This is a genomic window from Rhodococcus opacus B4 (genome assembly GCF_000010805.1).
Lineage (GTDB): Bacteria > Actinomycetota > Actinomycetes > Mycobacteriales > Mycobacteriaceae > Rhodococcus_F > Rhodococcus_F opacus_C.
In genome coordinates this window covers 2143837-2157955 of record NC_012522.1, presented here as the reverse complement: position 1 = coordinate 2157955, position 14119 = coordinate 2143837, and the positions used below count along the sequence as shown (strand labels likewise).

The 14119-nt window shown below is 67.4% G+C and carries 13 protein-coding genes; 12 read left to right on the top strand and 1 reads right to left on the bottom strand.

From position 1 onward, the window contains the following. Positions 1-7 precede the first annotated feature (7 nt). The 8 genes from ROP_RS10070 to ROP_RS10035 all read left to right on the top strand — a co-directional run bounded on the left by ROP_RS10070 (position 8) and on the right by ROP_RS10035 (position 8458). Positions 8-1351, top strand: a complete 1344-nt coding sequence (locus ROP_RS10070) for an MFS transporter (protein ID WP_012689228.1) — start codon at positions 8-10, stop codon at positions 1349-1351. Between the two features lie 62 nt (positions 1352-1413). Continuing rightward, the gene (locus tag ROP_RS10065; protein ID WP_012689227.1) at positions 1414-1968 is read left to right on the top strand and encodes a MarR family winged helix-turn-helix transcriptional regulator; all 555 of its coding nucleotides are present in this window, start codon (positions 1414-1416) and stop codon (positions 1966-1968) included. A gap of 97 nt (positions 1969-2065) precedes the next feature. Then, entirely contained in the window at positions 2066-3265 is a 1200-nt protein-coding gene (locus tag ROP_RS10060; RefSeq protein ID WP_012689226.1) for a homogentisate 1,2-dioxygenase, read from the top strand. Beyond that, positions 3262-4119 (top strand): hypothetical protein, encoded by an 858-nt coding sequence (locus ROP_RS10055; RefSeq protein ID WP_012689225.1) that lies wholly within the window; start codon positions 3262-3264, stop codon positions 4117-4119. Before ROP_RS10060 ends, ROP_RS10055 begins: the two co-directional genes overlap by 4 nt. Further along, on the top strand, positions 4116-5297 hold the full coding sequence (fahA, locus tag ROP_RS10050) for a fumarylacetoacetase (protein ID WP_012689224.1): 1182 nt from the start codon (positions 4116-4118) through the stop codon (positions 5295-5297). Before ROP_RS10055 ends, fahA begins: the two co-directional genes overlap by 4 nt. Positions 5298-5340: 43 nt before the next feature. After that, positions 5341-6123: an enoyl-CoA hydratase gene (locus ROP_RS10045; RefSeq protein WP_012689223.1), complete on the top strand. Its 783-nt coding sequence runs from the start codon at positions 5341-5343 to the stop codon at positions 6121-6123. A gap of 157 nt (positions 6124-6280) precedes the next feature. Continuing rightward, on the top strand, positions 6281-6889 hold the full coding sequence (locus tag ROP_RS10040) for a hypothetical protein (protein ID WP_043824524.1): 609 nt from the start codon (positions 6281-6283) through the stop codon (positions 6887-6889). Positions 6890-6934: 45 nt separating this feature from the next. Beyond that, positions 6935-8458 (top strand): acyl-CoA synthetase, encoded by a 1524-nt coding sequence (locus ROP_RS10035; protein ID WP_012689221.1) that lies wholly within the window; start codon positions 6935-6937, stop codon positions 8456-8458. Here ROP_RS10035 and ROP_RS10030 read toward each other — a convergent pair whose 3' ends face one another. Next, positions 8459-9493, bottom strand: a complete 1035-nt coding sequence (locus ROP_RS10030; protein WP_012689220.1) for a LacI family DNA-binding transcriptional regulator — start codon at positions 9491-9493, stop codon at positions 8459-8461. It lies immediately after the preceding gene. Positions 9494-9641: 148 nt separating this feature from the next. Between ROP_RS10030 and ROP_RS10025 the strand changes: the two genes are divergently transcribed. The 4 genes from ROP_RS10025 to ROP_RS10010 all read left to right on the top strand — a co-directional run bounded on the left by ROP_RS10025 (position 9642) and on the right by ROP_RS10010 (position 14119). Beyond that, a complete protein-coding gene (locus tag ROP_RS10025; RefSeq protein ID WP_012689219.1) occupies positions 9642-10814 on the top strand; it encodes an acyl-CoA dehydrogenase family protein in 1173 nt (390 codons plus the stop codon). Next, complete coding sequence (locus tag ROP_RS10020) at positions 10811-11944, top strand: CaiB/BaiF CoA transferase family protein (protein ID WP_012689218.1); 1134 nt, start codon at positions 10811-10813, stop codon at positions 11942-11944. Before ROP_RS10025 ends, ROP_RS10020 begins: the two co-directional genes overlap by 4 nt. 138 nt (positions 11945-12082) lie before the next feature. Further along, complete coding sequence (locus ROP_RS10015) at positions 12083-13444, top strand: MFS transporter (protein ID WP_012689217.1); 1362 nt, start codon at positions 12083-12085, stop codon at positions 13442-13444. Positions 13445-13459: 15 nt separating this feature from the next. Then, entirely contained in the window at positions 13460-14119 is a 660-nt protein-coding gene (locus tag ROP_RS10010; protein ID WP_012689216.1) for a response regulator transcription factor, read from the top strand.

Genomic DNA, 14119 nt, shown 5'->3' with positions numbered 1-14119 from the left:
GAATGTCATGGGAGTTTCCCGCTCCACTGTCCCCGACAGCGAAATCGGTGCGAGAACGTTGAAGAAGGTGTCGTACCGGATCCTTCCGTTCGTCATGTTGCTGTACATCTTCAACTACATGGACCGCACCAACATCAGCTACGCGCAGCTGGGGATGCAGCACGAACTCGGCATCACGGTCGGAACGTTCGGCGCGGTGGCGTCGATCTTCTTCCTGGCCTACGTCGTGTTCGAGATCCCTTCCAACATGGCGCTGAAGAAGTTCGGCGCGCGCATCTGGCTGGCCCGCATCGCGATCACGTGGGGCATCGTCACCGTGATCATGGGATTCGTCAACAGTGTCACCCAGCTCTACGTGGCCCGCGTTGCCCTCGGCATCGCCGAGGCGGGTCTCTTCCCCGGTCTGCTGCTGTATTTGACGTTCTGGTTCCGCTCCGGGGAGCGTGCCCGGGCCATCGCAATGATGGCCATGGCGCAGCCGATCGCCATGATCATCGGGTCCTTCACCGGCGGTCTGATCCTCGACCACATCTCCTGGTTCGACATGAGCGGCTGGCGCTGGGTGTTCATCCTGCAGGGTGCGCCGACGATCGTGCTGGGCCTGATCGTCCTCGTGTACCTGCCCAACCGGCCGCGTGAGGCGAAGTTCTTGACCACTCAGGAATCCGAGTGGCTCGAGGACGAGATCACCGCGGAGTACCAGGAGCCCGAAACCCACGCGGGTGTGAAGGAGCAGCTCGGCGCGATCAAGAACCGGAAGATCCTGCACCTCGCCGTCGCGAACCTGTTCGCCGCCTGCGGGCTGTACGGCTTCACGTTCTTCCTTCCCCAGATCGTCAAGCAGATGGATCCGAGCTACTCGGCCACCAACATCGGATTCCTCGGCGCGGTCCCGTTCGTGGTCGGTGCTGTCGGAATGCTGCTGATCAGCCGTTACTCGGATCGCACGGGGGAACGGAAGCTCTTCGTCATCGGGCTGATGGTTCTTGCCGCTGTCGGGTTGTTCGGCACCATTGTCTTCCGGCACTCGCCGGTGCTGGCGTTGACGTCGCTGTCGATGGTGGCTGTCGGTGTTCTCGGGTACATGGCGCCGTACTGGGCGATGGCGGCGCAGGTGCTCACCCGCGCCGAGACAGCCGTCGGTCTCGCGGCCATCAACACCATTGCCGCGATGGGCGGATTCTTCGGTCCCTACGTCATCGGAAAGAACGCCACCGCCGACAACGTCACCATCGGCCTGTACTTCCCGATCGCGTGCCTGCTGATCTGTGCCGTCATGCTCGCGTTCCTGAAGATCCCGAAGAAGGCCCCGGTCGAACTGGAAGAGGCAACAGCATCAACTAGTTCATAGATATACTAAAAGCGGAGGTGGCGGGCACCGGGCCCGCCACCCGCTCGCGATAGGGTTCCCCCATGACCGATGACGCAGCGCCGGTGCCCGTCGAGGTGCCCGGCAGTCTCGACTTCTGGTCGTTCATCGAACTGGCGAACAGGCGTTTGAGCACCGAATACGGCTCGACGCACGAACTCGCCACCCAGGTCCTCCTGACGTTGAACCGCGCGTCGAACGTGGTGACATACGACCTGGAGTCGTCGATTCACCGGCCGCGCGGGCTGTCGTGGTCGGGGTTCCGGTTGATGTTCGTGACGTGGCTGGCCGGGCCCGTCGAGTCGAAGACGGCGGCCAAGCTCACCGGCATGAGCAGGGCGGCCGTATCGAATCTGACGAAGACGCTGGTCAGTGGCGGTTTGATGGAACGGACCCCGGACGAGCGGGACGGCCGGTCCGTGCAGTTGTCGCTCACCGAGAAGGGCCGGAGCGAGATCGGCGAGATCTACCGCGAGCAGAACGAGCGCGAACACGCCTGGGCGAGTGTCCTCACCGAGCCGGAGCAGCGCATTCTCGTCATGCTGCTCGACAAGCTGATCACCAACCGCAGTCAGTTCGACGTCCGCGGCCGCAACTGACCCTGCCGTGCCTTCCGGAAACCTGTGCTTGCCATCACGCCCGTAAATTAGTTAATGTGTTTACTACTACGGACACGCACTTCTAGGGAGGCCGGTCATGGCGTTCTATCGGCACGTGGGCAACATTCCGCCCAAGCGGCACACGCAGCACCGTGACGACAACGGTCAGCTCTACTTCGAGGAGTTGATGGGAGAAGAAGGGTTCTCCTCGGACTCCTCGCTCCTGTACCACCGCAACATCCCGTCGGCGATCGTCGACGCCACGGTGTGGGAGCTGCCCGACCAGAGCACGACCCCCAACCATCCCCTCAAGCCGCGCCACCTGAAGTTGCACGACCTCTTCCCGGAGACGGTCTGGGCCGACACCGACGTGGTCACCGGACGCCGGCTGATCCTCGGCAACGCGGACGTCCGGATCTCCTACGTGGTCGCCGCCAAGGAGTCGCCGCTGTACCGCAATGCGATCGGCGACGAGATGGTGTACGTCGAATCCGGCGCCGCCACCGTCGAAACCGTGTTCGGTGCGCTGGAAGCGAAGCAGGGCGACTACGTTCTGATTCCGATGTCGACCACCCACCGGTGGATCCCGCAGGGCCCGGAACCGTTGCGCGCCTATGCGATGGAGGCAAACAGTCACATCGTCCCGCCGAAGCGCTACCTGTCGCGGTTCGGTCAGTTGCTGGAGAACGCGCCCTATTGCGAGCGCGACCTGCACGGGCCGTCCGGCACGCTGCAGGCCGAGGGCACGGACGTCGAGGTGCTCGTCAAGCACCGGACGTCGCACGGGATCGTCGGTACGCGAATGGTGTACCCGGAGCATCCCTTCGACGTCGTGGGCTGGGACGGCTGCCTGTACCCGTACACGTTCAACATCTCCGACTACGAGCCCATCACCGGCCGCGTGCATCAGCCGCCGCCGGCGCATCAGGCGTTCGAGGGCAACAACTTCGTGATCTGCAACTTCGTGCCCCGCAAGGTGGATTACCACCCGCTGTCGATTCCGGTGCCGTACTACCACTCCAACGTCGACTCCGACGAGATCATGTTCTATGTCGGCGGAGACTACGAGGCGCGCAAGGGTTCCGGTATCGGGCCGGGGTCGATCTCGATTCACCCCGGCGGTCATGCGCACGGCCCGCAGCCTGGCGCGTACGAAAAAAGCATCGGCGCCGAGTTCTTCGACGAACTGGCCGTCATGGTCGACACGTTCCGCCCGCTCGAACTCGGTGAGGGCGCGCTCGCGTGCGAGGACTCGGGCTATGCCTGGACCTGGGCAGGACGGGGGCCGAAGCAGTGATCTCCCCGCTGTTCACCGGCCTCTGCGACGACGCCGCCCTCTTTCCGCCCGGCAATGCGCCGCTGCCCGACGCCGTGCCCGCGCACGCCCGGCACCGGTCGGCGCGGTACGCAGACCTGGTCGGCCCCTTCGTCTTTCCGGTCGCCCGGCTGAACGAATTGGCATCCGGCGCGCTCGACCTGAGTCTGACACTCCCCGGCGGCCCGGCCACGCTCGAACCCGCACTCGAACGCCTCGCGCAGATCGACGGTGCCGCCGCGGTGGCACTCGAGATCGCGGTGCCGGCCTACCGGTCCGCGGCGGAATTCTTCGCCGCGATGGATGCTGTCGCGGCGCTCACCGCCGGCCTCGACGTGTTCGTGGAGGTTCCGCGCGGCGAACGCCGGGCCGATTTCCTCGCCGGACTCGTCGGCCGACCCTTCGCGGCCAAGTTCCGGACGGGAGGCGTCGCCGCCGAGGCCTACCCGGACGAGACCGAACTCGGGTCCGCGCTCCGCACCGCGGTCACGACGGGTATTCCGTTCAAGGCCACGGCCGGACTGCACCACGCCGTGCGCAACACCGATCCGCACACCGGGTTCGAGCAGCACGGTTTCCTCAACGTGCTGCTCGCCACCCGGTACGCCCTCGACGGCGCCGACGTCGACCGGGTCGCCGCCACCCTCGCCGAGCGCGACGGCGCACGGATCGCCCGCGAACTGAGCGACCTTCCCGCCGACGTCGTCGGCGCCGTCCGCACCGCCTTCCGATCCTTCGGCACGTGCAGCATCCTCGAACCCCTCGACGATCTCGTCGCGCTGCACCTCGTGCCGTCTTCCGTTCTCGCCTCCGCCGATCAAGGAGCCCACGCATGACCGTCCTCGACATCCCCGCCGATTCCCTCTTCGGGTTGGAGAATCTGCCGTACGGCGTGTTCTCGACCCCCGGCTCGGCCCCGCGGGTCGGGGTGCGGGTGGGAGACTCCGTCGTGGATCTCGCCGCCACCCTCGGCGACGACGTCTTCGCCCAGCCCACCCTCAACGCCTTCATGGCGCAGGGCCGGTCGCGGTGGACCGAGGTCCGCGGGCAGATCACCGAACTGGTCCAGGGCGACATCGCCGACACCGCGGTGTTCGCGGTGGCCGACGTGACCATGCACCTGCCCGTGGCCGTCGCCGACTACGTCGACTTCTACGCCTCCGAATTTCACGCCAGCAACCTCGGGCGACTGTTCCGCCCCGACTCCGAACCGCTGATGCCCAATTGGAAGCACCTGCCGGTCGGATACCACGGGCGGTCGAGCACCGTGATCGTGTCGGGCACCGACGTGATCCGGCCGTGCGGGCAGCGCAAGTCCCCGAGTCAGGACGCCCCCGACTTCGGGCCGTCCCGCCGCCTCGACATCGAGGCCGAGATGGGCTTCCTCGTCGGCGTCCCGACCGAATTGGGGGAGACCATCACCCCGGACCAGTTCGCGGAGTATGTGTTCGGCGCGGTCGTCGTGAACGACTGGTCCGCCCGCGACATCCAGGCCTGGGAGTACGTGCCGCTCGGTCCGTTCCTCGGCAAGAGTTTCGCGACGTCCATCTCCCCGTGGGTCGTGCCGCTCGACGCCCTCGAGGCGGCCCGTATCGACACCCCGACCCAGGACCCGCAGCCGCTGCCGTACCTGCGGGGCGAGGAGAAGTGGGGTCTGGACATCGACCTGGCCGTCGAATGGAACGGGCACGTCGTGTCCCGGCCGCCGTACGCGCAGATGTACTGGTCGCCGGCGCAGATGCTCGCCCACACCACGGTCAACGGCGCCGCCGCCAGCACGGGCGATATGTTCGCGTCGGGCACCATCTCCGGACCGGAGAAGGACCAGCGGGGCGCGTTCATCGAACTGACCTGGGGTGGGCAGGAACCCGTCGTCGTGGGGGACGAGAAGCGCACGTTCCTCGAGGACGGCGACGAGATCGCCATCTCCGCCACCGCACCGGGCCCGAACGGCACCCGCATCGGCTTCGGTGAGGTGCGGGCCCGCATTGCTCCACCTGTGAGTACTTCTTAACCGCCCGCGGTTGACAAGTACTCACAGGTGGTAGGCAGTAGTCATGACCGAGAACTTCGTCGAGACCACTGTCGAGCCGGACACCGGCGTCGCGTTCCTCACCCTGAACCGCCCGGAACAGCGCAATCCGCTGTCGTCCGAGGCCATGCGGGACGTCACCGCAGCACTTCGGAAGCTGGGCGACGACGACACCACCCGCGTCGTCGTCATCAGGGCTGCAGGACCGGTGTTCTCCGCGGGCCACGACCTGAAGGAGATGATCGGCCGCACGCTGGAGGACGAGCAGGCCATCTTCGACACCTGCGTCGAGATGATGCAGGCGGTGCAGGACATTCCCCAGCCGGTCATCGCCTCCGTGCAGGGCGCGGCCGTCGCGGCGGGCTGTCAGCTGGCGGCCTCGTGCGACCTGGTGGTTGCGTCGTCGAACGCCGTGTTCGGGACACCGGGGGTGAAGATCGGCCTGTTCTGCTCCACCCCGATGGTGGCGCTCAGCCGCGCGATCGGGCGTAAGCGCGCACTGCAGATGCTGCTCACCGGCGAGACGATCGATGCCGAGACCGCGGCGGACTGGGGCCTGGTGAATCTGGTGGTGGCGCCGGCGGACCTGGACGCGCAGACCCGGGACCTCGCCGCGAAGATCACGAAGGCCAGCCCGCTCACCGTGAAGATCGGCAAGCAGGCGTTCTACCGCCAGATAGACCTGCCCCAGGACGAGGCGTACGAGGCGATGGCCGAGACGATGGCGACCAACGCCGTCACCTGCGACGCCCAGGAGGGTATGCAGGCGTTCGTCGGCAAGCGCACACCGCAGTGGCAGGGAAAGTAGCTCCGGCTGCATTGCGTGGTCCAGCGAACCGGCGAAAAATCAAGGGTGCAGTGGCTGCGGCCGCGGGCCGTCGGTGCCCGCTGACGGTGGACCGCGACGGGTCGGTCACCGAGTTCGTTCTCACTGCGGGGCGATCGTCCCGCGGGAGGTGACATCGATGTTCATCCAGATCATTCAAGGAAAGGTGTCGGACGAGGCCGGTCTCGTCCGGTGCATGGACCGCTGGACCGAGGAGTTGCGTCCGGGCGCGACGGGCTTCCTCGGCTGCACTCAGGGGTTGTGCGACGACGGAACGTTCATCGCACTGGCGCGATTCGAATCCGCCGATGCGGCCCGCCGTAACAGTGAACGCCCCGAGCAGGGTGCGTGGTGGGCCGAGACCGAGCGGTGCTTCGAGGGTCCGGTCTCGTTCATGGACTGCCCAGAAGTGATGGAGTGGATGGGTGGCGGCTCAGACGAGGCCACATTCGTTCAGGTCATGGAGGGGCACACCACCGACTCGCACCGTATGCGGGAGTTGCTGGAACAGGCCGAACCCCGGCTACATCAGCTGCGCCCGGAGATCCTCGGTGGAACACTGTGCACCTACGGCGACGGCGGATACGTCGAGGCGGTGTACTTCACATCCGAGGCGGAGGCCCGTTCCCACGAGAAGCTGGAGATACCGGACGACCTGCGGTCGTTGTTCGAGGAGGAAGGCCGGCTGACCGACGAGGTGACGTACTACGACATGCACTCGCCGATGCTGGTGTCGGCGGGGCGGTAGCCCGAACCTCTGGCGGGGTAGTTGGACGTCCTATAACCTTCGTGCATGAGTCTGGATGCGCGCACCGATACCGTCGACGGAGTGCTGCGGCGCTCGGCCGCCAAGTTCCCCGACCGCAGGGCGCTGACGTTCGAGGACCGCACGTGGACGTACCGGGAACTCGACGACGCGGTCAGCCGCGCCGCCGCCTACCTGCAGTCGCTGGGACTGTCGGCCGGTGAGCGCGTCGCCGCGTACGGCACCAACTCGGACGCGTACGCGATCGGGTTCCTGGCCTGCGCGCGTGCGGGTCTCGTGCACGTCCCCGTCAACTACGCTCTCAAGGGCGAAGAGCTGACCTACCTGGTGTCGCAGTCCGGGAGCGTCGCCGTGCTGGTCGATCCGGCGCTGGGAGACACCCTCGATTCGGTCCGGGACGCGCTCGACCTGCGTCATGTGGTGCCCCTGCGCGACGTCGAAGACTCGCTGCTCGCCCACGCCGGCTCCGGCGACGTTCCCGCGCTCGCCGTGCCGGTCGCGTCCACCGACCTGGCCCAGTTGCTGTACACGTCGGGGACGACGTCGAAGCCGAAGGGCGCCATGATGACTCACGGCGGCCTCGTGCACGAGTACGTGTCCTCCGTGATCGCGCTCGCCCTGAACGAGCGCGACAATCCGCTGATCTGCATGCCGCTGTACCACTCGGCGGGCATGCACGTGTTCATGCTGCCGTACCTGTCCGTGGGCGCCTCGGTGCATCTGATGCAGACCCCGGACATCCCGGAGATCCTGCGGCGCATCGAAGCCGATCGCATCGGCTCGCTGTTCCTGGCACCGACGGTGTGGGTGCCGCTCGCCGGACATCCGGATCTCGAGACCCGCGACCTGTCGTCGTTGACGAAGGCGCAGTACGGCGCGTCGATCATGCCGGTGACGGTGCTGAATCGGCTCCGCGAACGCTACCCCGACCTGGGCTTCTACAACTGCTTCGGGCAGTCCGAGATCGGTCCGCTCGCCACGGTGCTGCAACCGGAGGAACACGAGGAGCGGCCGTCGTCGTGCGGGAAGGCCGTGTTCTTCGTCGAGACGCGGGTGGTGGATCCGGACGGTAACGACGTTCCGGACGGCACGCCGGGCGAGGTGCTCTACCGGTCGCCCCAACTGTGCCTGGGGTACTGGGACAACCCCGACGCCACCGCGGAGGCGTTCCGCGACGGCTGGTTCCACTCGGGCGATCTGGTGACGCGGGACCCCGAGGGGTACATCACCGTCGTCGACCGCATCAAGGACGTCATCAACACCGGCGGCATCCTCGTGGCGTCGCGGGAGGTCGAGGACGCCGTCTACACGCACCCGGACGTGGCCGAGGTGGCCGTCATCGGGACCCCGGACGAGAAGTGGATCGAGGCGATCACCGCGGTGGTGGTGCTGCGGGAGAGCGCGTCCGGTGTGACCCCGGACGGGTTGATCGCCCACGTCAAGGAACGCATCGCGCCGTTCAAGGTGCCCAAGCAGGTGGTGTTCGTGGACGAACTGCCCCGCAACCAGAGCGGTAAGCTGCTCAAACGCGAACTGCGGGAAAAGCTCTGACTACCTCCCGGTCGACGCCCGCTCCACCAGTTCGACCGGGAGCTTCACCGATTCGACGTCGTTGCCCGCGATGAGCGACAGGAGATGACGCACACCCGTCGCGCCGATCAGGCGGGCGGGTGACCGGACCGTGGTCAGCGGCACCGGCAGCTGGGCGACCACGGGAATGTCGTTGTACCCGACCAGTGCGAGGTCTTCGGGGATCCGAAGCCGGAGGTCCCGGGCGACGCCGAGGACGCCGATCGCGATGGTGTCGCTGACGGTGAAGATCGCCTCGGGGCGCGAATCCGATTCCAGGAGCACGGTGGCCGCGGCGACGCCGCCGGACACGTCGAAGTCGGAGCGGACGACGCGATCGGGCCGCAGATCGATGCCGTTCTCGGCCAGCGCGTCCCGGAATCCGGCGAGCCGGTCCCGGGAGGTGCTCGCATGGTCGGGGCCGGCGATGACGGCGATCTCGGTGAACCCGCGGTCGAGGAGATGGCGTCCGGCGAGGTAGCCGCCCCGGTGGTCGTCGCCGGAGACGAACGGCAGACCGACGTCGGCGTGCCGGTTGAGTTGCAGCATCGGCAGCGCGCCCACCGACAGCGAGTCGACGAATTCGCGGCCGGGGCTGTGCAGGCTGCTGAGCAGGAGGCCGTCCACTTGCCTGCTGACGAGGAACTCGATGGCGCGGCGCTGGGCGTCGAGGTCGTCGGGTGGGCTCGACAGCAGCACCGAGTAGCCGGCCTGCGTGGCCGTCTCCTCGATGCCCTGGAACATGGTCGCGACCACTCCGTCGGTGAGTCGCGGCATGACGACGCCGAGGGTGGTGGTCTTGCGGGTCCGCAGGCTCGCGGCCCACAGGTTGGGCTGGTAGCCGAGTTCCACCGCCACCTCGCGCACCCGCAGTGCGGCCTCGGACCAGCCGTCGGCGGGTTCGGGTTGCCGGAGCACCCGGGACGCCGTCGACACGTGGACACCGGCGCGTTCGGCGATCTCGCGGAGGGTCGGCGGACGCCCGGAGGTGCGGGTCGGGCGGTCCGGCAGGTTCACGGGCAATCCTCGTGCTCGGGGATGGGGGCTCGGCGGGCCTCGTGGTTGACGCCCGCCGGAACGCGCCCTAGTCTACGTGACGAAATCGTTCGTGCAATCGTTCTCGCGAACGTTTGCACACCAGCCCCACCGGCCCCGCGGAGGAACAATGTCCGACTCGCAGACCCTGTCCCAGCTGTTCGCCCTCGACTCGTTGCTCGACACCGAGGAGATCGCGATCCGCGACACCGTGCGCCGCTTCGCGGACGAGAAGATCCGGCCCCACATCGGCGAATGGTTCGAGGCGGCGGCGCTGCCCGTGCGCGAGCTGGCGGAAGGTCTGGGCGAACTCGGCGTGCTCGGCATGCACCTCGAGGGATACGGCTGCGCCGGCATGAGCGCCACCGCGTACGGCCTGGCCTGCCTGGAACTCGAGGCCGTCGACTCCGGAATCCGCAGCCTCGTGTCCGTGCAGGGTTCCCTCGCCATGTACGCGATCCACCACTACGGCAGCGAGGACCAGAAGCAGGAATGGCTGCCCCGCATGGCCGCGGGCAAGGCGATCGGCTGCTTCGGTCTCACCGAGCCCGACTTCGGCTCCAACCCCGCCGGCATGCGCACCAACGCCAAGCGGGACGGTGACGACTGGATCCTCAACGGCACCAAGATGTGGATCACCAACGGTTCCGTCGCCGACGTCGCGGTCGTGTGGGCACGCACCGACGACGGCATCCGCGGATTCGTCGTCCCCACCGACACCCCCGGTTTCTCGGCACCCGAGATCAAGCACAAGATGTCGCTGCGGGCGTCCGTCACCTCCGAACTCGTGCTCGAGGACGTCCGACTGCCCGAATCCGCGATGCTGCCGGAGGCCAAGGGGCTGTCCGGACCGCTGGGCTGCCTCAACGAGGCCCGGTTCGGCATCATCTTCGGCGCGATGGGCGCCGCCCGCGACTGCCTCGAGTCCGCCATCTCCTACGCGCAGGACCGTCAGGTGTTCGACAAGTCGCTCGCCGCGTACCAGATCACCCAGGTCAAGATCGCCGACATGGCGCTCGAGGTCGGCAAGGGTCACCTGCTCGCGTACCACCTCGGACGGCTCAAGGACCGCGGCGAGGCACGCTCCGAGCAGGTCAGCACGGGCAAGCTGAACAACGTCCGGGAGGCCATCGCGATCGCCCGCGAATGCCGCACCATTCTCGGCGCCAACGGAATCACGCTGGAATACCCCGTGATCCGGCACGCCAACAACCTCGAGTCGGTGCTCACCTACGAGGGCACGTCCGAGGTGCACCAGCTGGTGATCGGCAAGGCACTGACGGGCGAGGCAGCGTTCCGGTGAGCAGTGCATCCCTGGACGGCCTGCTGATCGCCGATTTCGGACGGGTGCTCGCCGGGCCGTATGCCACGATGCTGCTCGCCGATCTCGGCGCGGAGGTCGTGAAGATCGAACGCGCCGGCGTCGGCGACGACACGAGGCAGTGGGGGCCGCCGTGGGTGGGCGACGAGTCCACCTACTTCCAGTCCGTCAACCGCAACAAGCGGTCCTTCGCCTGGGACCTGCGCGACCCCGCCGACCTGGAACAGGCGCGGGAACTCGCCGCCCGGGCGGACGTGGTGGTGGAGAACTTCCTGCCCGGCACGATGGACCGGCTCGGGCTCGGCTACGACGCCGTGCGGGAGATCAATCCCGACGTCGTCTACTGCTCCGTGACGGGGTTCGGCGGCCAGAACGACCTGCCCGGTTACGACCTCCTGATCCAGGCTGTCGGCGGGTTGATGAGCATCACCGGACCCGCACCCGGTGTTCCGACGAAGGTCGGGGTGGCCGTCGTCGACGTCATCACCGGACTGCACGCCGCGGTCGGGATCCTGGCGGCCCTCCGCCACCGGGACCGGAGCGGGGAGGGGCAGCGGGTCGAGGTGAACCTGCTGTCGTCGCTGCTGTCCGCTCTCGCGAACCAGACGTCGGGGTATGTGGGCGCCGGTGTCGTCCCGCAGGCGATGGGCAACCGGCACCCCAGCATCGCTCCGTACGAAGTGTTCGAGACGGGCGATCGTCCGCTGGTGCTGGCGGTCGGCAACAACCGTCAGTTCGCTTCTCTCGTCCAGGTTCTCGGTGTTCCGGACCTCGCCGACGACGAGCGGTACGCGACCAACACGCAACGGGTGGCGCACCGCGAGCAACTGGTCCGGGACATCACCGACGCGCTGTCCGCGGACTCCGCGGACGCGTGGTTCGACAAGCTGACCGCGCAAGGTGTCCCGTGCGGGCCACTCAACGACATCGCCGACGCGGTGGCGCTGGCGGAGCGGCTCGGGCTGACTCCGGTGGTCGAGATCGACGACCCGCGCCGGGACCGGCCGGTGCGTCAGGTGGCGAACCCGATCCGGCTCAGCGCCACCCCGGCGAGCTATCGCAGCGCCCCGCCGCGGCTCGGCGAGGACACCCCAGCCGTGAGTGCTTGTTAACGTCCCGCGGTTGATAAGTACTCACGGGGGCTCTTTCCTAAGGGAGTGTTAGGAAGCCGCCGGACCCCTTCCGTAGCGATGTGACGTGACCCACTGTGGTGTGAACGCAGAGATCCAGGGCATCGAGAGGAGTCCCGCGTGAGCACCACATCGACGGGTGAACGCCGAGTCATCGGCAATGTGTTGAAGGGTTCGGTCGGTAACCTGATCGAATGGTACGACTGGTACGTCTACGCGGCGTTCAGCGTGTATTTCGCGAAGGAGTTCTTCCCCGAGGGCGACACGACCGCGCAGTTGCTGTCCACGGCAGCTGTTTTCGCGGTCGGCTTCCTCATGCGGCCGATCGGCGGCTGGATCATGGGCCGGTACGCCGACCGCCGCGGCCGTCGCTCGGCGCTCACCCTGTCGGTGACCGTGATGGCGGCGGGTTCGCTCGTCATCGCCGTCACGCCGTCCTACGCGAGCATCGGGCTCGCGGCTCCGGTGCTCCTGGTGATCGCCCGGATGCTGCAGGGACTGTCGGTCGGCGGCGAGTACGCCACCAGCGCCACCTACCTGGCCGAGGTCGCGTCGCCGGGGCGGCGCGGGTTCTACTCGAGCTTCCAGTACGTCACGCTCGTCGCCGGTCAGCTGATCGCGCTGGGTGTGCAGATCGTCCTGCAGCTGACATTGCCTGCGGAGGCCATGCAGTCGTGGGGCTGGCGGATCCCGTTCGTCATCGGCGCCGCCGGTGCCGTCGCGGTGATGTGGCTCCGTCGCACGATGGACGAGTCGGAGGCGTTCACCGACGAGGTGGAGGCGAAGCGTGACGCAGGCACGTCGGGGCCGAAGGAGGGTTCGCTGCGGATGCTGCTGCAGTACCCGCGCGAGTGCCTGCTGGTGTGCGCGCTGACGCTGGGTGGGTGCGTGGCGTTCTACACGTACACCACGTACATGCAGAAGTACATGATCAACACCTCCGGCATCTCCAAGGACACGGTGGCGTGGATCAACTTCGCGGCCCTGCTGGTGTTCATCGTGCTGCAGCCGATCGGCGGCGCACTGTCCGACCGCATCGGGCGCCGGAAGCTGCTCATCTTCTTCGGTGTGGGCGGAACCATCCTGACCGTGCCGCTGATGACGGTGCTCGGGAAGACGACGAACCCCCTGGTCGCGTTCGCGCTGATGATGCTGGGACTGATCGTCGTCACCGGGTACACGTCGGTGAATGCGATCGTGAAGACCGAGTTGTTCCCGACGAAGGTCCGCGCGCTCGGCGTCGGGTTGCCGTACGCCCTCACGCTGGCGATCTTCGGCGGAACCGTCGAGACCGTCGCCCTCGCCCTGAAGCGGGCCGGCCACGAATCGCTATTCTTCTACTACGTGACCGGGTGTATCGCCATCTCGCTCGTCGTCTACTTCTTCATGCGTGAGACTTCGGACGGTTCGCCCCTCGACCGGACGACCAGCCGGGAGGACACCCCGGACGACGACGCCGAGCTGGTCGACTCGCGGAGCTGATCGAAGGGAAGTGACGTGCAGATCGCGGTGGTCGAGGACGACGACGGAGTCGGCGACGCACTCGTGGAGGCGCTGGGAACCCACGGCCACGAGGCGGTGCGCATGCGCCGCGGCTCCGATCTCCTTCTCGGCCATCGCGGTATGGACGCGGTGATCCTCGACCTCGGTCTCCCCGACGCGGACGGCCTGCAGGTGCTCCGGCAGCTGCGGGCCGTCAGCGACGTTCCGGTGGTGATCCTCACCGCCCGCGACGACGAACGGTCGGTGGTGCGGGGACTGCGCGGTGGCGCGGACGACTACCTCGTCAAACCGGCGCGGCTCGCGGAACTGCTGGCCCGGCTCGACGTCGTGACCCAGCGCAGGCGCGCGACCGGACCCTCGGCTGAGCAGACGGTCACCGAGGGTGACGTGGTGGTCGATCTGGCGGCGCGCGAGGTGGAGGTCGGTGGGGCGCCGGTTACGTTGACGGCCAAGGAGTTCGAGCTTCTCGAGGTGCTCGTCACCCGTCCCGGCGCCGCCGTGAGCCGTCAGCAGTTGATGGACGCCGTGTGGGGCGACGCGTACGTGGCCATCTCCCGCACCCTCGACGTGCACATGACGGGGCTGCGCGCGAAACTGGGCCGCCCCGGGCTCATCTCGACCATCCGCGGGTATGGCTACCGCTGGGGTACGTGA

What these genes read in the sequence shown, in the direction of transcription:
- ROP_RS10070 (WP_012689228.1), top strand. Translation starts at nt 8, where the DNA reads ATGGGAGTTTCCCGCTCCACTGTCCCCGACAGCGAAATCGGTGCGAGA.
- ROP_RS10065 (WP_012689227.1), top strand. Translation starts at nt 1,414, where the DNA reads ATGACCGATGACGCAGCGCCGGTGCCCGTCGAGGTGCCCGGCAGTCTC.
- ROP_RS10060 (WP_012689226.1), top strand. Translation starts at nt 2,066, where the DNA reads ATGGCGTTCTATCGGCACGTGGGCAACATTCCGCCCAAGCGGCACACG.
- fahA (WP_012689224.1), top strand. Translation starts at nt 4,116, where the DNA reads ATGACCGTCCTCGACATCCCCGCCGATTCCCTCTTCGGGTTGGAGAAT.
- ROP_RS10045 (WP_012689223.1), top strand. Translation starts at nt 5,341, where the DNA reads ATGACCGAGAACTTCGTCGAGACCACTGTCGAGCCGGACACCGGCGTC.
- ROP_RS10040 (WP_043824524.1), top strand. Translation starts at nt 6,281, where the DNA reads ATGTTCATCCAGATCATTCAAGGAAAGGTGTCGGACGAGGCCGGTCTC.
- ROP_RS10035 (WP_012689221.1), top strand. Translation starts at nt 6,935, where the DNA reads ATGAGTCTGGATGCGCGCACCGATACCGTCGACGGAGTGCTGCGGCGC.
- ROP_RS10025 (WP_012689219.1), top strand. Translation starts at nt 9,642, where the DNA reads ATGTCCGACTCGCAGACCCTGTCCCAGCTGTTCGCCCTCGACTCGTTG.